Annotated in this window: 21 protein-coding genes; 14 read left to right on the top strand and 7 right to left on the bottom strand. The window is 71.7% G+C overall.

Features of this window, described 5'->3' with window-relative positions:
- The first annotated feature begins 4 nt into the window (after window positions 1-4).
- From M1L60_RS45010 to M1L60_RS45000, 3 genes are all read left to right on the top strand, one after another.
- On the top strand, window positions 5-1,669 hold the full coding sequence (locus M1L60_RS45010) for a CocE/NonD family hydrolase (RefSeq protein WP_253243764.1): 1,665 nt from the start codon (window positions 5-7) through the stop codon (window positions 1,667-1,669).
- A 36-nt stretch (window positions 1,670-1,705) separates the two neighbouring features.
- Window positions 1,706-2,656: an AraC-like ligand-binding domain-containing protein gene (locus tag M1L60_RS45005; protein WP_253243763.1), complete on the top strand. Its 951-nt coding sequence runs from the start codon at window positions 1,706-1,708 to the stop codon at window positions 2,654-2,656.
- Between the two features lie 161 nt (window positions 2,657-2,817).
- Entirely contained in the window at window positions 2,818-2,973 is a 156-nt protein-coding gene (locus tag M1L60_RS45000) for a hypothetical protein (protein ID WP_253243762.1), read from the top strand.
- On the opposite strand, the gene M1L60_RS44995 is transcribed toward M1L60_RS45000, so the two are convergent.
- From M1L60_RS44995 to M1L60_RS44970, 6 genes are all read right to left on the bottom strand, one after another.
- A complete protein-coding gene (locus tag M1L60_RS44995; RefSeq protein ID WP_253243761.1) occupies window positions 2,957-4,498 on the bottom strand; it encodes a sensor histidine kinase in 1,542 nt (513 codons plus the stop codon). The genes M1L60_RS45000 and M1L60_RS44995 overlap by 17 nt on opposite strands.
- An 85-nt stretch (window positions 4,499-4,583) precedes the next feature.
- Complete coding sequence (locus M1L60_RS44990) at window positions 4,584-5,498, bottom strand: hypothetical protein (RefSeq protein WP_253243760.1); 915 nt, start codon at window positions 5,496-5,498, stop codon at window positions 4,584-4,586.
- A complete protein-coding gene (locus M1L60_RS44985; protein WP_253243759.1) occupies window positions 5,495-5,950 on the bottom strand; it encodes a hypothetical protein in 456 nt (151 codons plus the stop codon). The genes M1L60_RS44990 and M1L60_RS44985 overlap by 4 nt, the downstream gene beginning before the upstream one ends.
- Window positions 5,947-7,122, bottom strand: coding sequence for a macrolide family glycosyltransferase (locus M1L60_RS44980; RefSeq protein ID WP_253243758.1), 1,176 nt, complete (start codon window positions 7,120-7,122; stop codon window positions 5,947-5,949). The genes M1L60_RS44985 and M1L60_RS44980 overlap by 4 nt, the downstream gene beginning before the upstream one ends.
- On the bottom strand, window positions 7,119-7,982 hold the full coding sequence (locus tag M1L60_RS44975; protein WP_253243757.1) for a patatin-like phospholipase family protein: 864 nt from the start codon (window positions 7,980-7,982) through the stop codon (window positions 7,119-7,121). The genes M1L60_RS44980 and M1L60_RS44975 overlap by 4 nt, the downstream gene beginning before the upstream one ends.
- A gap of 18 nt (window positions 7,983-8,000) precedes the next feature.
- On the bottom strand, window positions 8,001-10,739 hold the full coding sequence (locus tag M1L60_RS44970) for an ATP-binding protein (RefSeq protein WP_253243756.1): 2,739 nt from the start codon (window positions 10,737-10,739) through the stop codon (window positions 8,001-8,003).
- 156 nt (window positions 10,740-10,895) lie between these two features.
- Between M1L60_RS44970 and M1L60_RS44965 the strand changes: the two genes are divergently transcribed.
- The 11 genes from M1L60_RS44965 (at window position 10,896) to M1L60_RS44915 (ending at window position 19,056) form a co-directional block, all read left to right on the top strand.
- The gene (locus M1L60_RS44965; RefSeq protein ID WP_253243755.1) at window positions 10,896-11,762 is read left to right on the top strand and encodes a helix-turn-helix transcriptional regulator; all 867 of its coding nucleotides are present in this window, start codon (window positions 10,896-10,898) and stop codon (window positions 11,760-11,762) included.
- A 122-nt stretch (window positions 11,763-11,884) separates the two neighbouring features.
- Window positions 11,885-12,475 carry a class I SAM-dependent methyltransferase gene (locus M1L60_RS44960; RefSeq protein ID WP_308208640.1) on the top strand — a complete coding sequence of 197 codons (591 nt, stop codon included), beginning with the start codon at window positions 11,885-11,887 and terminating at the stop codon, window positions 12,473-12,475.
- A 134-nt stretch (window positions 12,476-12,609) separates the two neighbouring features.
- Window positions 12,610-12,981, top strand: a complete 372-nt coding sequence (locus M1L60_RS44955; protein ID WP_253243754.1) for a pyridoxine 5'-phosphate oxidase C-terminal domain-containing protein — start codon at window positions 12,610-12,612, stop codon at window positions 12,979-12,981.
- A 16-nt stretch (window positions 12,982-12,997) separates the two neighbouring features.
- Window positions 12,998-13,666, top strand: a complete 669-nt coding sequence (locus M1L60_RS44950; protein ID WP_253243753.1) for an HAD family hydrolase — start codon at window positions 12,998-13,000, stop codon at window positions 13,664-13,666.
- Between the two features lie 79 nt (window positions 13,667-13,745).
- The gene (locus M1L60_RS44945; protein ID WP_253243752.1) at window positions 13,746-14,075 is read left to right on the top strand and encodes a nucleoside triphosphate pyrophosphohydrolase family protein; all 330 of its coding nucleotides are present in this window, start codon (window positions 13,746-13,748) and stop codon (window positions 14,073-14,075) included.
- Window positions 14,076-14,097: 22 nt separating this feature from the next.
- A complete protein-coding gene (locus tag M1L60_RS44940; RefSeq protein ID WP_253243751.1) occupies window positions 14,098-14,577 on the top strand; it encodes a hypothetical protein in 480 nt (159 codons plus the stop codon).
- A gap of 34 nt (window positions 14,578-14,611) precedes the next feature.
- Window positions 14,612-15,832 carry an MFS transporter gene (locus M1L60_RS44935; RefSeq protein ID WP_253243750.1) on the top strand — a complete coding sequence of 407 codons (1,221 nt, stop codon included), beginning with the start codon at window positions 14,612-14,614 and terminating at the stop codon, window positions 15,830-15,832.
- 15 nt (window positions 15,833-15,847) lie between these two features.
- The gene (locus M1L60_RS44930; RefSeq protein ID WP_253243749.1) at window positions 15,848-16,576 is read left to right on the top strand and encodes a MerR family transcriptional regulator; all 729 of its coding nucleotides are present in this window, start codon (window positions 15,848-15,850) and stop codon (window positions 16,574-16,576) included.
- 10 nt (window positions 16,577-16,586) lie between these two features.
- A complete protein-coding gene (locus M1L60_RS44925) occupies window positions 16,587-17,177 on the top strand; it encodes a hypothetical protein (RefSeq protein WP_253243748.1) in 591 nt (196 codons plus the stop codon).
- The gene (locus tag M1L60_RS44920; protein ID WP_253243747.1) at window positions 17,174-18,082 is read left to right on the top strand and encodes a nucleotidyl transferase AbiEii/AbiGii toxin family protein; all 909 of its coding nucleotides are present in this window, start codon (window positions 17,174-17,176) and stop codon (window positions 18,080-18,082) included. Before M1L60_RS44925 ends, M1L60_RS44920 begins: the two co-directional genes overlap by 4 nt.
- A gap of 80 nt (window positions 18,083-18,162) precedes the next feature.
- Window positions 18,163-19,056 carry a hypothetical protein gene (locus M1L60_RS44915; protein ID WP_253243746.1) on the top strand — a complete coding sequence of 298 codons (894 nt, stop codon included), beginning with the start codon at window positions 18,163-18,165 and terminating at the stop codon, window positions 19,054-19,056.
- A 13-nt stretch (window positions 19,057-19,069) separates the two neighbouring features.
- Here M1L60_RS44915 and M1L60_RS44910 read toward each other — a convergent pair whose 3' ends face one another.
- On the bottom strand, window positions 19,070-19,573 hold the full coding sequence (locus M1L60_RS44910; RefSeq protein WP_256518705.1) for a DUF4232 domain-containing protein: 504 nt from the start codon (window positions 19,571-19,573) through the stop codon (window positions 19,070-19,072).
- Window positions 19,574-20,667 lie beyond the last annotated feature (1,094 nt).

The raw sequence follows: 20,667 nt of genomic DNA, 5'->3' as shown, positions 1-20,667 counted from the left end.
CGGAATGGCGAAGATCAGCCGGTTGACCGGCCTGGTGGCGGACGTCGCGCTCGGACTGCCGACAAAGGCGGTGCCGTACGAGATCCGCCGGGACGTGCCCGTGCCGATGCCGGACGGGGTGGCGCTGCTGGCCAACCACTACCGCCCGGTCGGGGCGGAGGGGCCGCGGCCGGTGGTGCTGATCCGGGTGCCGTACGGGCGGGACGGGGCGTTCGGGCAGCTCTTCGCGGCGCCCCTGGCCCGGCGCGGGTTGCAGGTGTTCATGCAGGCCACCCGGGGCACGTTCGGCTCCGGCGGGCAGTTCCGGCCGTTCACCACCGAGCGCGACGACGGCCTGGCCACGGTCGATTGGCTGCGGAAGCAGGAGTGGTGCGACGGGCGGATCGCCATGGCCGGTGGCAGCTACTTCGGGCACACCCAGTGGGCCGTCGCCCCCTATGTCGATCCGCCGCTGACCTGCGTCGCCCCGCACATCACCTCGGCCAACATCACCCACCGGTTGTTCTACGAGCACGGCGCGCCGTCGATCCACACCGCGCTGAGCTGGTCGACGACGATCGGGCGGCAGGAGCGGCCGGGGCTGCTGAACGCGGTGCCCGATCCGCGGGTGCGGACCAAGGTGCGCCGCGCGCTGGGCAAGCTGCCGCTGCAGGCGGTCGACGTCCGGGTGGCCGAGGCGCCGGTGCCGTTCTGGCGGGACTTCGCCGGGCACGCCGAGCCGGGCGACGATTTCTGGGCCCAGGCCGACCACGACGGGGCCGACCTGACCCGGATGCCGCCGGTCAGCATGGTCACCGGCTGGTGGGATCTGTTCCTGGGCGGCAACCTGGCCGACTACACGGCGTTGCGCGCGGCCGGGGTGCCGGCCCGGCTGGTCGTCGGGCCGTGGCTGCACGGCGAGCCGGGCGAGATCCGGACCATCGCGCAGACCGACGCGGTGTGGTTCGACCACCACCTGAACGGCGGCCCGGCTCCTTCAGGGGCTCCGGTGCGCGTCCACCTGCAGCGGGCGAACAAGTGGCTCGAGTTCGAGGAATGGCCCCCGAACGCCGTACGGGAAAAGGTGTTGAACCTCAGCAGTGGCGGCGGCCTGGTCGCAGAGCCGGAGAGTGGCGAGCCGAGCCGCTTCACCTTCGACCCGGCCCGCCCGACCCCGACCGTGGGCGGCCCGATGCTGCAGCCGCCGGGCAAGCAGGCCGACAACCGACTGGTCGAGGCACGCGACGACGTCCTGGTCTTCACCGGGCCGCTGCTTTCCGAGGACCTCGACGTCGTCGGCCCGGTGAGCGCGACCATCCACGTGCGCACTTCCATCCCGTACGCCGATGTCTTCGTCCGCCTGTGCGACGTCGACGAGAGGGGCGTCTCGCGCAACGTCGTGGATGGCATCCGCCGGCTCGATCCGCGCACGGTCGACGCCCCCGACATCGAGCAGGGCTCCGACGGTGTGCTGGCGGTGCGGGTCGAGCTCTTCCCCACCGCTTACCGATTCCAGGCCGGGCATCGCCTGCGGGTGCAGGTCAGTGGGGGCGCCTTCCCGCGCTACGCCCGCAACATGGGCACCGACGAGCCGTTCGCCACCGCCACCGCCGGCCGCCCCTGCCACTTCGAGCTCTTCCACGACCCTGCCCGCTCGTCCCACATCACGCTGCCCGTACTGGACGGCTGATTCCGGCCGCGCTCCCACGGTGCCAGACTGTCGCCCATGGGGTACGTGCTCGACACCGCTGAGCTGCCCGCGGAGACGCGGGTGGACGCCGTGAACACGGCGATGCTCTATGCCTCGGCGCCCTGTCACGTGCTGCACGAGGATCCGGCCGGGGCGGTGCACGCGCGGCTCGAGGTGTGGGACTTCGGGGACGCCAACATCTTCACGCACCGGTCGTCGGGGATCCGGCTGCTGCGCACGGCCAAGCTGGCCCGGCAGGACGCGATGCCGGTGGTGGCGCTGGCCGTGCAGCAGCGCGGCGAAGGGCGGATCGAGCAGGGCGGGCATCAGCGGGTCGTCACGCCGGGCGAGCTGGTCGTGGTCGATCTCTCGGCGCCGTACGACTACTCGTGGTCGGGCGACGGCGGGGCCGGAGCGCTGCAGATCCCGTACGACCGGCTGGGTCTTCCGCTCGACGTCGTGCGCCGGGCCGCGGCCGAGCTGACCGCGAGCCCGCTCTACCGGCTGGTCACCGAGCACATCGCGCAGCTCGGGCGCGACCCGGCCGGCATCACCGAGGACCCGGCGGCCGGGGCCGCCGCGGCCGCCGCCAGCATCGATCTGGCCCGGGCCCTGCTGGCCTCGGCCGATCACACCCGGCGGCACGCCCGGCAGGTGTTCGCCGAGACGCTGCTGACCCGGATCCGCACGTTCACCCGGCTGCGCCTGGCCGACCCGGAGCTGAGCCCCACGATGATCGCCGCGGCCCACGGCATCTCGGTGCGGCAGCTCTACAAGCTGTACGCCGACGCCGGCCTCAGCCTGGAGCAGTGGATCATCAACGAGCGCCTGGACCGGGTCCGCCAGGAACTCACCCGGCCCGACCGGCGGCACCAGCCGATCGCCGCCGTCGCCGCCCGCTGGGGTTTCCGCGATCCCACCCATTTCACCCGCCGGTTCAAGGCCCGGTACGGCGTCACGCCCTCGCAATGGCGGCGTGCACAGTAGGCCGACAACGCTGTACGCTGAGCAAATTACCCCGCGCTGAAGATCGTTACGGTCGGGTTCTTGCAGGGCGCGCGGACCGAGCTGACCTCGTCCCGGCGCCGCCACTCGTCGATCGCGGCCGTGGCCGGGCGTGGGGCTTCTCCAACCCGATCGCGGCCGCGATGGCCGTTCGGGCCCAGCACACCGACGTGCTCGCACCCAACACGATCACCGAATATCACGAGTTCCCCGGCCGTTCGCACTGGACCTGCGCCGAGCCGGGCTGGGAGCAGGTCGCTGACAAGGCCCTCGACTGGGCCCTCACCCACGCTCGCTGAAGTCAGCGTCGGGCAGGGCGGGGAGGGTGAACCAGACCGACGCGCCCTGCTCGACGTCGAGGTCGAGCCAGATCCGCCCGCCGTGATACTCGATGATCTTCTTGACGATGGCCAGGCCGATGCCGGTGCCCTCGTACGCGTCGCGCGGGTGCAGCCGCTGGAAGATCACGAAGACCTTCTCGGCGAACTCGCGCTCGATGCCGATGCCGTTGTCGCGCACGTTGATCTTCCACTGGTCGCCGTCGCGCTCGGCCGTCACCCGCACCTCGGGCGGCACGTCGGGCCGGCGGAACTTCAGCGAGTTGCCGATCAGGTTGACGAACAGCGTCGTCAGCAGCGGCTCCTCCCCCTCCACGGCCGGCAGCTCGCCCCAGCTGATCGCCGCCTCGGCCCCGGCCCGCGCGGCCAGCTGCGACTTCACCTCGGGCAGCACCTGGTCGAGCTCGACCCGCTTGAACCCGGTCGTGATCCGCCCGATCCGCGAGAACGCCAGCAGGTCGTTGATCAGGCGCTGCATCCGCTCGGCGCCGTCCACCGCGAACCCGATGTACTGGTCCGCCCGCGCGTCGAGCTGACCCCCGTACCGCCGCTGCAGCAACTGGCAGAAGCTGGCCACCTTGCGCAGCGGCTCCTGCAGGTCGTGCGAGGCGACGTAGGCGAACTGCTCGAGGTCGCGGTTGGACCGGGTGAGCTCCTCGGCCTTGGCCTCCAGCCGCTCGTTGGCCAGCTCGACCTCGGCCCGCGCCTCGCGGACCAGGGTGAGTTCCTGGGCGATCTGCCGGCGCATGGCGTCGACGTCGGTGGCCAGGCTGCGCAGCTCGGGCGAGCCGCCGCTGGTGATCGGCCGCTCGTAATCGCCCTCGGCCACCTGGCGCACCTGGGCCGCGAGCTGGGTGACCGGTCGGGCGACCAGCCGGTTGAGCAGGATGAGCATCAGGGCGCCGACCACGATGACGATGAAGGCGGCGCCGATCTCGAGCGCGACCAGGGTGGACCCGGTCCGGCGGGCCGCGGCCACCGCCTCGTTGCGCAGGTCGAGGATGTCGGCCTGCAGCTGGTCGACGGCGGCCCGCAGAGCATCGAACTGGGCGGTGCCGATCGTCTCGGCGTCCCCGTCGATGACCGGCTCGGCCACCGTGCGGCGCCAGTCGGCCGACTTCTCCCGCACGGTCCGCAGGCTGGTCGCGATGGCCGCGGTGCCGTTGGCGTCGTTCAGGGTCTCGATCTGGGTGAGCAGCTCACCCTCGGTCCTCACCCCTTGCTCGTACGGCTGCAGGTTCTTCGCCGACCGGCTGAGCGCATATCCCCGTACGCCGGTCTCCTGATCCAGATAGGCCGAGTACAGCTCCTGGCCGGCGATGCGCATCGGCCCGGTCTTCTCGAGGATCACGTCGAGGTTGTCGTTGCTGTCGACCGCCGTCACCGCGGCCAGCGCACCGATCCCGGCCAGCAGAATTCCGGCCACGGTGAACAGCACCGCGACCCGGCGGCGCAGCGTCCACCCCCGAAGGCGTGCACGGAACATCGGCTCTCCTCACGACAAAGGCACCGAAGTATGGCGCACCCCCGCAGCGGGGTCGTTGTCGGACGGCAATTTTCGCCGGGCGTGTCTATCCCGCCGCGAATCGGCCGTCGCTGACGTTCTCGCGGATCAGCGCGATCACCGTCCCGGTCGTCCGGGGCAGGAACGCCTCCGGGCTGATGTAGCTGCGCGGCCCGACGTGGGTGGCCGGGTCGAGACGGTGCACGGCGACCTTTCCGGCCCGGACGGCCCGGTTCCACCCGCTGGCCCGCAGCAGGGGCCAGCGCGGCGGGAAGATCCGGCCGCCCAGGTGCTCGATCCAGTCGGCCGAGCTGGTGATCACGTCGAGGCGCCGGGCGTGGCTCAGGTCGTTGGCGCCGTTGTGGAAGCCGCCGATCGAGATCAGGTGCAACGGGCACCGCAGCCGCGTCCACAGCCCGTCGACCGCGCCCGTCGCCAGCTGCGCGCCACCGCTGTAGCTGAGCAGCACCACCGGCACGCCACTGTCCGGCCGGTAACCCGCGAGCAGCAGGTGCTCGGCGATCTGCGAGCCGACGGCCCGGTTGTAGTGCGGGCGGTAGCGGCGGTCGGCGGCGATGAAGATCTGCATGACATTGTGCAGGAACAGCACCAACCCGGCCCGCCGCCGCAGCCAGGCCCAGATCCGGCGGTCGGCGAGCGGGTCGGCCAGCGGTGAGTACGGCAGCACCTGACCCAGCACGCGCAGCTCGGGCGCGCCGGCGAGCACGGCCTGGACCAGCCGGCCGCCGTCGCGCGTGTCGCGGAATCGCCGCTTGCCGATGCCGTCCAGATAGACCAGATAGGCGTCCGGCGGCCGGTCCGCCTCCGCTCCCCGGGCGTACGGCATCCCGTCCGGCAACACGGTGGCCGGGGACCGCCAGCCGGCCGCGTAGGCCAGCAGCTCGTACCGGGCCAGCAGACCCTCCACGAGCAGCACGCCGCCGATCCCGGCCAGCACCAGCAGAAGCCAAGCCTGGATCATGCGAGCACCGCCGGCCGCCGGTGCAGCCGTACGACCAACCGGCGGATCCCGTCGACGGCCGCTGCCAGCACGATGCCGGTCACGGCCACCCACCCGGCCGCGGTCCACCACCCGATCCCGGCCGAACCGGCCAGTACCCCGGCCAGCCCAGCGCCCACGCCGACCAGCAGCAATCCGTGCAGCGCGGGCCCCAGCAGCGGAAACGCGAGCACGGCGGAGAGCAGCAGCGGCGCCAGCAGGGTCGGAGTCCAGTCCAGGGCAGCGCCCGCGGCCAGGCCGGCGAGGAACGGCCACAGCGCGAACACCGTCCCGTCGACCACAGTGCCGGTGAACAGCAGCCCGACCGTCCCGGCCCGCGTCGCCCCGGAGCGCCCCGCGACCAGGGGCAGCACCCGCCCGGCGGCCTCGGACAGCCCGGCCAGCACGAGCAGCACCACGATCCCGGCGGTCATCGCCCGGCCGGCACGATCTTCAGGTAGCGCTCGATCTCGTCCACGGCCCGGCCGAACCCGCCCGCCCGCTGCTGAGCGTCGCGCACGGTCTGCGCGGCTTCGCGGAACCCCGGCTCGTCGAGCAGCCGCCGGGCCAGCGCCCGCACGACGTCCTCCCGGACCTCGTCGTTGGTGATCGACAGCCCGGCCCCGAGGGCGACCACCCGCGAGGCCACCAGCGGCTGGTCGGCGCCCTGGGGCACGACCAGCATCGGGACCCCGGCCAGCAGGGCCTCGTTGGTGCCGTTCATGCCGCCGTGGGTGATGAACATGGCCGCCCGGCCCAGCACCTCGAGCTGCGGCACGGACCGGCGGGCGATCACGTTGCCCGGCAGCGGGCCCAGCTCGGCCGGATCGTGGGAGCCGGTCGCGATCACCACGGTGCCGCCGAGCGGGGCGAGCGCGGCCGCGAACGTCCGCAGCAGGCGGGGGTCGGCATCGAACACGGTGCCCAACGAGGCGTACAGAACCGGGTCCTTCAGCTCGTCGAGCGGGAACGACGGGTCGGCCGGGCGAGCGCCGATACTCGGGCCCACGAAACGGTAGGACTCGCCGAAGCCGTCCGCCCCGATCTGGAACGCCCGCGAGGTGTAGACGAGATTGAGCGGCTGGCGCAGGTTGCCCAGATCGGTCAGCGGCAGCCCCCGCCCCAGCTGCGACCGGGCCCGCAGATAGCCGAGCGCGGCGCCCGGGCGGGACAGCGCCTCACCCGCCAGCTCCCACGAGGCCCGGGTGGGACTGAGCGCCTGCCGATTGAAGGCGAACGTGGTGAACGACGACACCGCGGGCACACCGAGCTCCCGCGCCGCGACCAGGCCCCACGGGCAGGCGGAATCGTGGACGATCAGGTCGGGCCGGATGCGGCGCAGATCGGCCAGCAGCGGCGGCAGCAACCGGATGGTCGCCTCGGCCAGCCCGCGCACCAGCGACAACGGCGTCGGCGGATCGGGCAGCGGCTGGTCCCCACCGGGATAAAGGTGCACTGTCGCGCCGGCCGCCTCGACCTTGGCCGCGAAGGCGGGTGACGTGTGGTAGGTCACGGTGTGTCCACGCCGGACCAGCTCGGCCACGACCGGCAGCGTCGGATTGACCCGCCCGTGCATGGCGATGTTGAGGAACGCGATGGTGCTCATCGTTCGACCTCCGTTGCTTGCGTCGTGGCCCGGTAGAGGCCGGGCCCGTCGATGTCCAGCCGATCCAGGAACCGCCCGGCCGCGCCGGCGGCGGTGGTGATCAGTCGCCGCGTCTGCCCGAGGTCCCACGGCGCGGGCCAGGCCTCGATCCCGTTCGGCAGCACGACGGTCGGGATGTGCCGGGACACTTCGAGCAGGTCACGCTCGATCTGGTGCCGGAACATCAGCACTCCGGCCCGGGCCGCGATGGCGCCCGCCCGCCGGTGCGGCACCGACGCGGGCAGCGGGCTGCTCTCCGGTCCGATCGACAGCGCGAGCACGCTGGCCGCCCCGGCCTGCCAGGCCGCCAGCACCGGGACATAGGCCACCACCCCGCCGTCGACCAAGGTCCTTCCATCCCGTACGACCGGAGGCAGCACCCCCGGAATGGCCGCGCTGGCGAGCAGGGCCGACTCGAGGTCACCGTGATCCAGCAGCACCGGGTCGCCGCTGGCCAGGTCCATGGCGACCGCCGTGAACGGGATCGGCAGCTGCTCGATCCGCTCGGGCAGCCCGGCCCGGGCGATCAACCGGCGCAGGCCGCGGTCGGCGAAGACACTGGCCCGCGAGGACGGATAACCCAGCGGGAAGACGTCGCGGCGGCGCAACCGGCTCCACACCTGGTCGAGCCAGGGCGCCGCGTCGTCGGGGTGAGCAGCGGCGATCGCCCCGGTGAGGGCGCCGACCGAGGTGCCGACGATCAGATCCGGTACGAAGCCGCGCTCCTCCAGGGCGTAGCCGGCGCCCACGTGGGCCGCGCCGAGCACACCACCGCCGCCCACCGCCACAGCGACGGGCCGGGGAAGCCGGATCGGACCCATGTCAGCCTGACCGGGTGATCACCCGTTCTGTGACAGCGGGCGGAGCTGTTTGCGGGAACTGATGCCGAGCTTGGTGAAGACCTTGCGCAGGTGCCACTCGACGGTGTGCTGGCTCAGGAACAGCTGGGCGCCGATCTCGGCGTTGGTCAGGCCGCTGCCGGCCAGCGCGGCGATGTTCGCCTCCTGCACGGTGAGGCTGTCGCTGGCCCTCGCGACCGGACCGGCCACCACCTCGCCGGCGGCGGCCAGTTCGCGCCGGGCGCGCTCGGCGAACGCGTCGGCGCCGGCCGCGGTGAGCATGTCGTGGGCGGTGCGCAACTGGCCCCGGGCATCGCGACGGCGGCCCTCGCGGCGCAGCCATTCGCCGTACAGCAGGTGAGTGCGGGCCAGTTCCAGCCGGAGCCCGGTCCGGCCCAGGTGGTCGACCGCCTGCCGGTAGCACGATTCGGCGTCCGGCCCGGCGCGCAGCAGCGCGGTGCACCGGGCCAGGACGCCCAAGGCCCAGTCGGTTCCGGCCGCGCGCAGTCTCGGCGCCAGACTGTCGTAGGCCCCGGCAGCGTCCTCCGGGCGGTCGGCCCGGACGGCCGCCTCGATCAGCTCGGCGTGCGACCAGTACCAGACGCCCGACTCGTTCGGATGCTCGATCGCGGAGCGGGCCGCGGGCAACGCCTCGTGATAGCGAGCCAGCCCGTTCATCAACACCGCCCACGTCCAGTGGGTGACCATGACCGCGCTGTCCTCGCCCCGGGCCAGCACGTCGGCGGTGGTCGCCTCGATCAGCGGGAGGGCCACGTTCTCATCGCCCTTGAAGGCGGCCACAGTTAATGCACCGTAGGGCGCGAGGGCGACGGCGGTGGCGTCCCCGATGGCGTGGATCTCGGCGATCACCGCGGCCGCCGCCGACTGCTCGCCCCGGAACATCTGCAGGCAGACGAGCGAGTTGAGAGTGAGCGGCAACACGCTGAGGTCGCCGAGGGCCCGGGCGGTGCGGACGTGTCGCTGGTTCAGGACCGCCCACGCCTCCTCGTCCCAGACCATGGCGCTGGTGACCAGGGCCAGCCACAGCCAGGGCTGATCCGACTCGCCGTCGGCCCGGAAGGCCCGGACCGCCTCGTGGGCCAGCGGCGCGGCGGCTTCGTAACCCTCGGTCCAGAGCACGGCGAGGGCGTTGAGCAGCAGGTCGCCGGGGCGACGGCGGACGGGGACGGGAGCCGCCAGCACGGCCCGCCCCACCTCGGCGACATCGGCGCCACCGGCCATCCCACCCGCCAGCAGCGCCGCGCCCAGAGCGTCCCGGTACGTGTCGCGGGCCAGCTCCAGGTCGAGCGGTTCGAGGCGGCGGGCCGCGTCCAGCAGCAGCCGGGGCGCGGCCATGTCGTGGCCGGACGCGAAGGCGATCTGCGCTCGCAACAGGGTGATCCGGGCCTGATGGAGCTCGTCGGCCGGCCCCTCGGCCGTGAGCAGGAGTTTGGACGCGACCTCGAAGGCGCCGCATCTCAGCTCAGCCTCGGCTGCGGCCAGGGCCCGGAAGGCCCGGATCGCCGGATCGGGGGTGAGCTCGGTGGCCCGTCGCAGGAACTCGGCGGCGGCCGCCACCCCGCCGCGGAGCTGGGCCCGCTCGGCCGAACCGACCAGGTCGGCCGCGATCGGTTCGTCGGCCTCGTCGGCCGCGTGGGCCCGGTGCCAGGCCCGCCGGTCGGGGTCGGCCACCGGATCGGTGGCCTCGGCCAGCGCGCGGTGGACTTCACGCCGGTCGTGGGGCGACGCCGCCCGATAGACCGCCGTCCGCACCAGCGGATGCCGGAACCGCACCCGGGAGTCGAGGTCGATCAACCCGGCCTCCACCGCCTGGGCGATGGCGCTCATCGGCAGGCCCAGCCGGGCGGCGGCCGAGCGCAGCAGCCCGGCGTCGCCGAGCGGCTCGGCCGCCGCCGTCAGCAACAGCTTGCGGGTGGCCGCGGGCAGCACCCCGACCCGCTGGGCGAAACTCCGCTCGATCTTGCCGGCCAGCGGGCGGGCATCCGGACGCCCGAAGCCGCCGGCCAGTTCGGCCGCGGTCAGCCCGCGCGGCAACTCGAGCAGGGCCAGGGGGTTGCCGCGGCTCTCGGCCACGATCCTGTCCCGGACCCGCTCGTCCAATCGCCCGGGCACCGCCGACTCGAGCAGGGCCCGCGCGTCGTCGCTGCTCAGTCCTTCGACGGCCCGGTTCGGCAGACTGCGCCAGGCCAGACCGGCGGCCGGCTCCCGGATGGCGAAGACCACGCCCACCCGCTCCGCCAGCAGCCGCCGGGCCACGAAGGTCATCGTCTGCACCGACATGTCGTCCAGCCACTGCGCGTCGTCGATCAGGCACAGCAGCGGTCTGTCCTCGGCCACCGCGGCCAACAGGCTGAGCACGGCCACCCCGACCAGCAGGCGGTCCGGCGGGGCGCCGGCGCTGTAGCCGAAGACGACGGCCAGCGCATCGCGTTGCGGGCCGGGCAGGCGCCCGCGTTGATCCAGCATGGGCCCGCACAGCTGGTGCAGCCCGGCGAACGGCAGTTCGACCTCGGACTCGGCCCCCGCCGCCCGGGCCACCCGGAACCCCGCCGACCGGCGGCCGACATACCGCAGCAGAGCCGACTTCCCGATGCCGGCCTCGCCGTGCAGAAGCAAGGCCTGACCCCGGCCGGAGCGCACTTCGCTGACCAACTGGTCCAGGGCCGCGCATTCCGCACGCCGTCCACGAACCTCGCGCGCCGCAGCACCGCCGGTCATGGCTCAATCCCTCCCCCGGATCCGAGGCTAAAGCCGATCAGCGCCGCGCGATAGAGCAAGTGGCGATCGATACCCACTGTTACGCCAATTCGACCGGGACAGGGGTGTACCCGCAGGGCATCCCACTCGGCCGGGAGGCGTCGTACCGTCGGACGGGTGGACAATCGAGCCGAGGTACGCGACTTCCTGACGACCCGCCGGGCGAAGATCACGCCGGATCGGGCCGGCATCCCCACCTCGGGGCAGCGCCGGGTGCCGGGCCTGCGCCGCAGCGAGGTGGCCGCGCTGGCCGGGATGAGCGTCGAGTACTACGCCAAGCTCGAGCGGGGTTCGCTGGCCGGGGTCTCCGCGGGCGTGCTCGAGGCGATCGCCCGGGCGCTGCAGCTCGACGAGGCCGAGCGGGCCCACCTGTTCCGGCTGGCCGGCTCGGCCAACGGCAGCAGCGCGCTGGTCCGGCCGAGCCGGCTGTCCAAACCGGGAGCCGTGCGGCCGAACCTGCAGTGGTCGCTGGACGCCATTCACACACCGGCCATCCTGGTCAACAACCGGCAGGACGTGGTGGCCACCAACCACCTGGGCCGGGCCATGCACAGCGACCTGTACACCGAGCCGGGCGTCGTGCCCAACTTCGGGCGGTTCACGTTCCTCGACAGCGCGGCCCGCCGCTTCTATCCCGACTGGAACCTGTTCGCCGACATGTTCGTGGCCAACCTGCGGACGGCGGCCGGCAAGGACCCGCACGACAAGGGCATCCACGACCTGGTCGGCGAGTTGTCGACCCGCAGCGACGAGTTCCGCCGCCGGTGGGGTGCGCACAATGTGCGTACGCACGGAACCGGCACCAAGATCTTCTATCACCACGTCGTGGGTGAGCTCGTGCTGGCGTACGAAAGCATGGATCTTCGCGCCGACGCCGACCTCACGCTGACCATCTATGCGGCCGAGCCCGCCTCGCCGACCGCCGAGGCCCTGTCGCTGCTGGCCTCCTGGGCCGCCACCGAACTCCGCGCCCCAGCCCAGTAGCCGGCCGCGCGTCCCCCACTTCGGCCTCGTGGCTCGCCGGCGCTTCCCACACCCTGGCCTGGTAGCCCCCCGCGCTTCCCGCACCCCGGCCTCGTAGCCCGTGCGAGCCGGACGATCGGTCCGTGCTGGCCGTGGAACCGTCGGCCCGGATCCGAGCGCAGCGAGCGCTCGACGTCGCGCCGGCCCTGGACGCGATGGCCGAGCAGCTGCCGTTCGACGACGACTCGTTCGATGCGGTGATGGCCACCGTGACCGTGCACCAATGGGCGGACGTCGGGCGCGGGCTCAGTGAGCTGCGCCGCGTCGCGCGGGAGGCGGTCGTCGTGCTGACCTTCGACGGGGATGCGCTCGATCGGCTCTGGCCGGCCGAGTACGTCCCGGAGCTGATCGCGGCCGAGCGCCGTCGATACCCGCTGATCGATTATCTTTCTTCGATAATCGGTAAGCGGGTCGATGTTCGTGAAGTGCCGATCCCGATCGATTGTGTCGACGGGTTCACCGAAACCTATTACGCCCGGCCTGAGCAGTTCCTCGATCCGCGGGTGCGGGCCGCCCAGTCGGCCTGGGACTTCGTCGACGAGCAGGCCAATCACCGGGCGGTCGAGCAACTCCGCGCCGGCCTCGCATCCGGAGCCTGGGACGCACGCCACGGGCACCTGCGCACCCAGCCCGAATTCCACGGCTCCTTACGGCTACTGGCGGGACAGCCATGAGCAACAACCTGCGCACTCCACAGCTCGAAGCGGCCGACCGCCGGACAATCAGACAGTCGTACAACCGTGAGGGAACGGCCATGAGGGACAACCCGGACGCTCCACGGCCCGCCGCGACTGATGGTCGGAAGGTCATGCGGGATTACCTGCGGGCTTTGCCTGTGTTCGCGGGGAACCTGGGCTCTGAACCCGCCCACCTCAGTGCCGCGGACTTCCGGGCCCGTCCGGCCGGATCGCGGGCCGAGGCGTCCCCGGGCCGGCAGAGCCAGGATCTACCGGACCGCCGGATCCTCGACGTCGCCCTCGAAGAAGCTCTCGCCAGAGTCCGAGACCAGGACCTGCACGAGACCCGGGAACGAACCGACGCTGTAGTGCCACGGTGGACGCTCTACAACCTCGATGCCGACGAGGTCGAGTTCTGGCAGGGCGACCGGGAGCGCAAACACACCCGCCTCCGCTACACGCGTACGGCATCGGGATGGGCGCGGACCCTGCTGTGGCCGTGATGGCAAGATCGGGCGGGTGGAACTTCCCTCGTGCGTGAATGCCGTGGTTTTCGACAACGACGGTCTGCTCGTCGACACCGAGGTGTGCTGGACCCGGGCCGAGACGACGATCTTCGCCGAGCACGGGCACGGCTTCGGGGTCGAGCAGAAGCAGATCGTCATCGGTAAGACGCTGGCCGCGGCCGGGCTGGCCATGGCCGGCTATTTCGGGCGGCCCGGCGAGGGCCCGGCGCTGGCGCAGCGCCTGCACGACCTCGTGGCGGTCGAACTCGCAGCCGGCGCCGATCCGCTGCCCGGCGCCCGCGAGCTGGTGTCGCTGCTGCGCGGCCGGGTGCCGATCGCGGTGGCCAGCAACAGCCCGCGTGCCTTCGTCGACGCCGCGCTGGTCTCGGCCGGGCTCGACGACCTGTTCACCGTCGTGCTCAGCGCCGACGACGTAGAGCACCCCAAGCCGGCCCCTGACCTCTATCTGGCCGCCTGCGCCCGTTTGCAGGCCGACCCGGCCCGTACGGTGGCGTTCGAAGATTCCCGCACCGGTGCCACCTCGGCCCGGGCGGCCGGCACCTTCGTCGTCGGTGTGCCCTCCCTGCCCGGCGTCGACCTCGCCGCCGACGTCACCGTCCCCAGCCTCGCCGACCCGGCCCTGCTCGCCTGGGCCCGCGCCGCGGGCCACGAACTCGCGTAATCGCCCGACGCGCGGCCTCACGCACGGACCGGTCCCTCAGTCATGCCGGCGATTCTGGCAGTCGCCATACTCCTGAGCCATGGACTTCGACGACTACCAGCGCGGCGCCCTGCGGACGGCGGCGCCCCGGGACAAGAAGAACGAACTGCTGCACCTGGTGCTGGGCCTGGTCGGCGAGTCCGGGGAGGTCGCCGAGAAGTTCAAGAAGTGGGTTCGCGATTCCGACAGCGACGAGACCCGCATCGACCGCGCCGACATCGCCAAGGAGCTGGGCGATGTGCTGTGGTACGTGGCGGTTCTGGCCGACTACCTGGACCTCTCGATGGACGACATCGCCACCACCAACCTGGCCAAACTGGCCAGCCGCCAGGGCCGCGGCGTCCTCGGTGGCAGCGGCGACGACCGTTGACGGCGATCGCCATAATCAACTCATGGCTGAGCTGAGCTCCGGTCTGCCCCGACGGGCCGGTCTGCTGATGGTGGCCGGGTTCGGCGTGTTCGCCGTGGCCGTGGACTTCGTCCTCCTGCAGCTCACCTATCTGGCGTTCGGCTGGATCGCTCCGGCCGCGGCGGGAGCGGTCGCCGACCGGCCGGTCGTCTTCGCCACCTGGGTCGCGCTGCTGCGGCTGCCCATGGTGCTCGCGTACATCCTGGTCGCCGCCCCACGCGGCTGGCGGGGCCAACTCCGCAACGGCGAGTTCCCGGACACGCCGGAGCGCCCGAAGGCCGTACGCGTATGGGTGTTGGACGGCCTCTGGTCCGTGCTGGCCGCGCTGATCGTCTTCCACTACATCGCCGACCCGGGCGACGCGCACTTCTGGGGTCTCGTCGCCCTGACCGCCGCCGGCCCACTCCTGCTGACGGTCGTCCCGCGCGGCGGGCGGTGGCTGTGGCGCCGGCGGCGCGCTTGACCCCGACGCGACGTCATGGTTTGCCATAGGGGGCATGAACCGCGTCTCGTCGGCCTACCTGGCCTCCTACGTCCTCTCCATGCTGGGCAATTCCATCGCGGGCGTGGTGCTGCCGCTGCTCGTCCTGCAGATCACCGGGAGTGTGCTCGCCACCGGCGCCGTTGCTGTGGCATCGGCGTTGCCGGCCGCCGTAGCCGGGCTGGTCATGGGCGTGGTCATCGACCGCATCAACCGGCGTACGGCGTCCGTGCTGACCGATGTGATCTCCGCGCTCGCGGTCGCGGCGCTACCCCTGGTCGACGCCACGGTCGGACTGGCGCTCGGGTGGTTCGTTCTGTTCGCGGTGATCGGCTCGTTCGGTGACGTGCCGGGGCTGACCGCGCGCGAGGCGATGATTCCCGGCGTGGTCCGCGCGGGCCGGATGAGCGCCGAGCGCTTGCTCGGGCTGCGGGAATCGCTCGGCGCGGTGGTCATGCTGATCGGCCCGGCGGCCGGCGCGGTGCTGATCGCGTCATTCGACGGAGTCACCGTGCTGTGGGTGACTGCAGCCACCTCAGCCGCGGCAGCCGCGGTCACGATGATCATTCCGCGCTCGGCCGGGGCGATCCCGGCCACCGGCCCCGGACGGCAGCGGGTGGTGTTGCGCGACGGCTGGCACACGCTCGTCCGGTCGCCCTTCCTGTTGACCACCACGCTGCTCAGCGTGGGCCTGGTCGTTGTGCTGGCCGGCTTCCAGGCGCTGGTCCTGCCGGTCTATTTCACCCTGCAGGAGCGGCCCGAACTGCTCGGCCTGGTGCTCAGCGCGCTCGCCGTCGGGCTGCTGATCGGGGGCGGCACGTACGCCGCGGCGGGTGGCCGGGGACGGCGGCGCACCTGGTTCACGACCGGGATGCTGATCACGATCGCCGGCTTCGGCCTGATGGCGACGCTGGCCGATCCATGGCTCGTGCTCGCCGCGGCCGCCCTGGTCGGGCTGGGCAACGGCCTGTTCGGGAGCCTGATGGGCGTACTCATGGTGGAACGCATCCCGGACGCGATGCGGGGACGGGTGATGGGCCTGCAGAACTCGATCCTCACCCTGGCCCCGGCCATCGGCATGGGCGGCGCGGCGCTGCTGGTCGACGGGTCCGGCGCTCGCACCGGGGCGATCGTCCTGGCCGTGGTCTGGCTCGCCACCGGCGTCTTCGCGATCGTCGCCCGCTCCCTGCGCGACCTGGAACCACGGCCGACCGCCGAGCCGGAGCTCGTAGGCTGAGGGCGGGAGGCGCGGATGAACAGCGGCGAGATCGCCCGCTTGGCCGGGGTCAGCGTGCGTACGCTGCGCCACTACCACCAGGTCGGGGTGCTGCCCGAGCCGGCGCGGCGGGGCAACGGCTACCGCGAGTACTCGGTCAGCGATCTGGTGCTGTTGCTGCGCATCCGGCGGCTGGCCGAGCTGGGGCTGCCGCTCGAGGAGATCCCGCCGCTGCTGGAATCCGAGGGGCGGGCCGACGCCGTGCTCGACGAGCTCGACCGGGAACTGGCCGGCCAGATCGCGCGGCTCGCCGCCCGCCGCGAGGTGATCGCCCGGCTGCGGGCGGCCGGGGCCAGCCCGGACACGCCGCCCGAGCTGGCCGAACTGCTCACGAACGCGGGCAGCAGCCCGGACCACCTGTCGGCCGAGATGCTGCGGCACGACCGCGAGATGATGCTTTTGCTACATCATCGGCTCGACGAGGAGGGCCGGACCGCGCTGGCGGGTCTGCTCGGCCAGGTCGCCGAACCGGATCTGCTGGCGGCCACGACCGCCCTGACGGCCCGGTTCGCCGCGCTCGGGCCGGACACGCCGGACGAGGAGGTCGACCGGCTGGTCGCCGACTATCACGTCGCGCTGGGCCACCTGACCTACGACGGTTTCGACGGGGTCGACGACCGGACCGGGGCGCTGCTCACGGCGTACCAGGAAAAGGTTTTCAACGATGCCCAGCGGGCTTTCCTGGCCCGGCTGATCCCGGGTTAGCCTGGGCGGCGTGTTCGACGGGGAGTTCGAGATCCATCTGACGGTACGGGCCGATCCGGGGCCGGCCGGATACGCCGAGGCGCACGGGCTGAAGTACACCCGGATCGTGCTCGACCGCGGTACGACACCGGACCAGCCGATGCTGACGGCGCGTGCTCACGGCCCGTTCGCCGCGGTCGCCGCCGAGGCTCACGAATGGCAGGCGCGGTTGGTCGCTGAGGGGTTCACGGTGACGCGGGTGAAGGTGGAGGCGTCGCCGTTCAACGCCGACGTGCCTCAGCACGAAGCGCAGGCCAGCCCCGACCGCTACTTCGAGCACCACATCAAGCTGGTCGTCGACACCGACGGCATCGAGCTGGCCCGGCACGTCAGCTCGAGACACGACGCGCACGTCTCCCGTAACGCCCGCCGCGGCGACCCGGACGGACACCACGAGCGGTTCGTCACCCAGCGCTGCTACGACTGCGGGTTGCCGGAGGCCCGCCGTCGCCTCGACGCGCTGCTCGCCGACCTGACCGGGCTCACGGTCGTCGAGGTCGAGCAGGAGTACGTCGTACTCGACAGCAATCCGGCGGTGGACGCGGGTTGGATCACCGGGTGAACCCGCACCGGTCGGTGATCGACCACATCCTCGCCGTCGTGGCCGACTCGCCGCTGGCGGACGCGCTGGTGCTGCGGGGCAGCGTCACGATGCTGGCGTGGGCCGGACCGCAGGCCCGCGAACCGGCCGACCTCGACTGGATCGTCCGCCCGGTGGCCGTGCAGCCGCAGGACCGCTGGTGGCCCTACCCGTACGTGGATGGCCTGCACCGCGTACGCACCGCGCCCGAGACGGTGCACCGGCGACCTCGCGACGAGCTGTGGGCCGAGCAGGACTTCGACGCCGAGGGCCACCGTCCGGTCCTGCCCCCGGAAGGCTTGCACTGGCTGCGCGCCGACGACATCGACGCCGGCCGCCCGCACGATGAGCTGCTCGAACTGCTGGAACTGCACCCGCAGACCCCCGACGGCATCCGCCTCGACCTGGAAGAAGTCACGTTCGACGCCGCTTTCGGCGACGCCTACGACACCGAATACGAAGGAGCGGGTTGCCGCGCCCTCGTCCCGTTCGACGGCGGCACGATCCAGCTCGATTTCGCGTACGACGAAAAGCTCCACGCCCCGGCCGTGCTCACCGCCATCCCCCGCGCTGACGGCCCGCCCACCGCACTGTGGACGGCGAGCCCCGAGCTGTCGCTGGCCTGGAAACTCCAGTGGCTGGCCACCGACCAGAACACCCACGGCACCAGCGACGGCAAAGACCTGTACGACGCCGTCCTGCTGGCCGAACGCCCTGGACTGCAGCTGTCCCCCGCACTACGCCGCATGCCAGGCATCGCCGACCTGACCCCGGCCACCATCCGCACCTGGACAATTACCAACCACCCGAGCATCCCCCACCCCGCCACTTGGCTCGACCGCCTCGCCCGAGCCCTCGAACCCATTCTCGAGGAGCGAACGCCCTGAGCCGGGAATGGCACCACGTCTTGTGGCCACGGTCGGTGCGCCTCTGGTTGCCGCTATCGGCTGTCGATCGTTGGACCGGCATGACCAAGACTCACGCAGTGCTGTTCGTCGTCGGCGCCTTCACTGTGGCTGCTGGTCTCGGCGCCTGCGCGCAGCCTTCGCGCGACGCCTCGATCGACCAGCGCGCGGGCCGGGAGGTCATGGTCAGGGCGGTCAATCAGATCTTTGGAACGCCGGAACAGCGTGCCGCCGGCGGGGAGGGTGAGCACTACGCCATAGAGGCCACGCTCGCCGACTGTGCTGAGCGCAAGAACTTGAAGTACACCGTGCACGGGTGGGACCCGCCCGGCATCGACCAGCCCTCGAACATGACCGACCTGCCGGTCCTGTTCGGGCCCGATCTGGCCGATTTCGGTATCGCCCGGGGCTTCTTGAAGCAGATCAGGCTGCGCGAAAACGCCGGACCGCAGCCGACCGAAGCCGAGGTCGCCCAGAGCAGGAGGTTCAACGAGTGCCGGCTGGAGGTGGCCTCGATGGACAACCGCCACCGGCCCGCCGCGCAGTACGCCCTCGAGCAGAAGTTCCGCGACGACCAGGCGCCGATTCACCAAGAACTGGAACCACGCCTGATCGGGTGGTACAGCACCTGCATGAGTCAGGCCGGGACCCCCGCCGACAACATGAACGACGCCTACCATCAAGCACAACGGAAGTTCGTGCCACTGATCCACCGGTCATCAGCCGAACTCAGCGTCTCGGAGGGCTGGGCCGAGGCAGAGGCATTCGAGAGGAAGACTGCCGCCGCCGATGTGAACTGCCGAAGGGCCAACGCCGACGCCGTGGTGACGGCGAGCGCGGCCGCAGTACAGACGTTCCTCGACCAACATCGCGAAGAAGTCGACACCGTTGCAGCCGCATGGGCGGCCATGCCGGCCATGCGCGACGCGGCCCGAAAGGCCGCTCGCAGAGCCTGACCGCGCAGCTGATTCAGAACCAGGTGCTGGCCTCGAGCCGGCCGGTGTTACCGAGATCGAGAGTCGACGGCAGGCTGACGAGCTGGCGCTTTCCGCCCGCGGTCACCGCTACCACGAGTGACACACCGGTGTCCGAGGCGCCGCTGACGCTGGTGACAGTGTTGCGCCAGGACAGCACCGACATCGCCCCCGTCCCCGGCTTCAGCACGAGCCGCTTCGGCGGCGGCGTGTAGTGCGTGCTGGCCACCACAGAAATCTTCAGCGGAAGCCCCTCCTCGTCAAGCACGACAATCTCGGGCCGCCCCCGCAGCTCGTACGGCTTGGTCCCGCAGTTCCGAACGTTCAGCACCATCTCCCGATACCCCATTGCCGCCTCCCCCCGCTCCGCCGTAACAAGCACCCCAACCAGCGAACAGGCCGACACAGCCTCAATCGCCTCCGGACCAGAAGGACCAGGAGAGCCAAAAGGAACAGCAGGGAGAACCGAGGGCCGATCAACAGCCGACGCGGCCGGCATGGGAGTCGCTGCAGGCGGCAACCCACTGGCCTGCCACGGCTCGGAACAAGAGGCCACCATCGGACCAACCAGCAACAGCACCAACCACCGGCCCCTGAACACCCGGCCGATCATGCCGCACCCCCGCAAACCAACGCTCAGCGCACGGCACCATCCGGAGGCGCGAAGCCAACGTCCCGAAGGACCCGCGCAACGCGACGACGGTCCCGATTGTGGTAGCGCAGAGTGAGCCACCCAAACTCATCCGTCTCGACCACGGCGTGCACTCCGGCTCCCCGGAGCTGCGAAGCGACCTGCTCCGCCTCGGCCGCGTTGTCGGTCCAGGTGTGGCTGGCCGTCATGCCACCCCACTTGCGCCGATCAGCGACGAGTATGGCGACGAAGAAAGCAGCGCCACCGAATGGCGCAGTCACCGAGGACGAGACGCCGGTCAACCGACCCACGACCGCCCCGGCCGCGGCTCCGGAGGCGCAGAGCCCGGCGACAGCCGCCCAGCCAACAGCGTTGAGCTGCGCGGTCCGAAACAGCTCCCAACGACCCACTGCCTTGCTAGACAAATAGGCCGAAGCAGGCATCCCTCCAGCATGAACGTCAAACGGCGCCACGAACCTCCGAACGCCCTGTTCACGCCGTCAAAGGCGACCCCGGTTCACCCCGAACGACCACATCGGCCCGCCTGACGAGCCAATCAAGACCGGCCGACTTCCTCTTCAGGCAGACCTGCGAACTCCATTTAGAAGAAACACACGAGAACCATTCTCTCTCCCCACAATCGTCTCCCACCCCAACCACCCACGACGCCTCTAACCCCACCGCCCGCGTAACCGGCACGGTACGAACGCGCACCCCACCACCCAGGTCCGCCCGCGGAAGAAACAGTCCCAACTCCATCCACAGAGCGGCAGCCCGACCCCGAAGCCGCACGGGCCTCCCCAGCTCAGCCCATCACAAAGAGAAGCACCAGCCACGACGCAACGGCGAGGTAGAACCCCCGCAAGGGTGGGGGGGGGGGGGGGGGGGGGGCGGGGGGCCCCACGCCCCCCCCCCCCCCCCCCCCCCCCCCCCCCCCCCCCCCCCCCCCCCACACCCCCCCC

Source organism: Paractinoplanes aksuensis, assembly GCF_024137025.1.
In the GTDB taxonomy this organism is placed as follows: Bacteria; Actinomycetota; Actinomycetes; order Mycobacteriales; family Micromonosporaceae; genus Actinoplanes; species Actinoplanes aksuensis.
The sequence above is the reverse complement of the archived record's forward strand: the minus strand, read 5'-3'. Positions and strand labels throughout refer to the sequence as shown.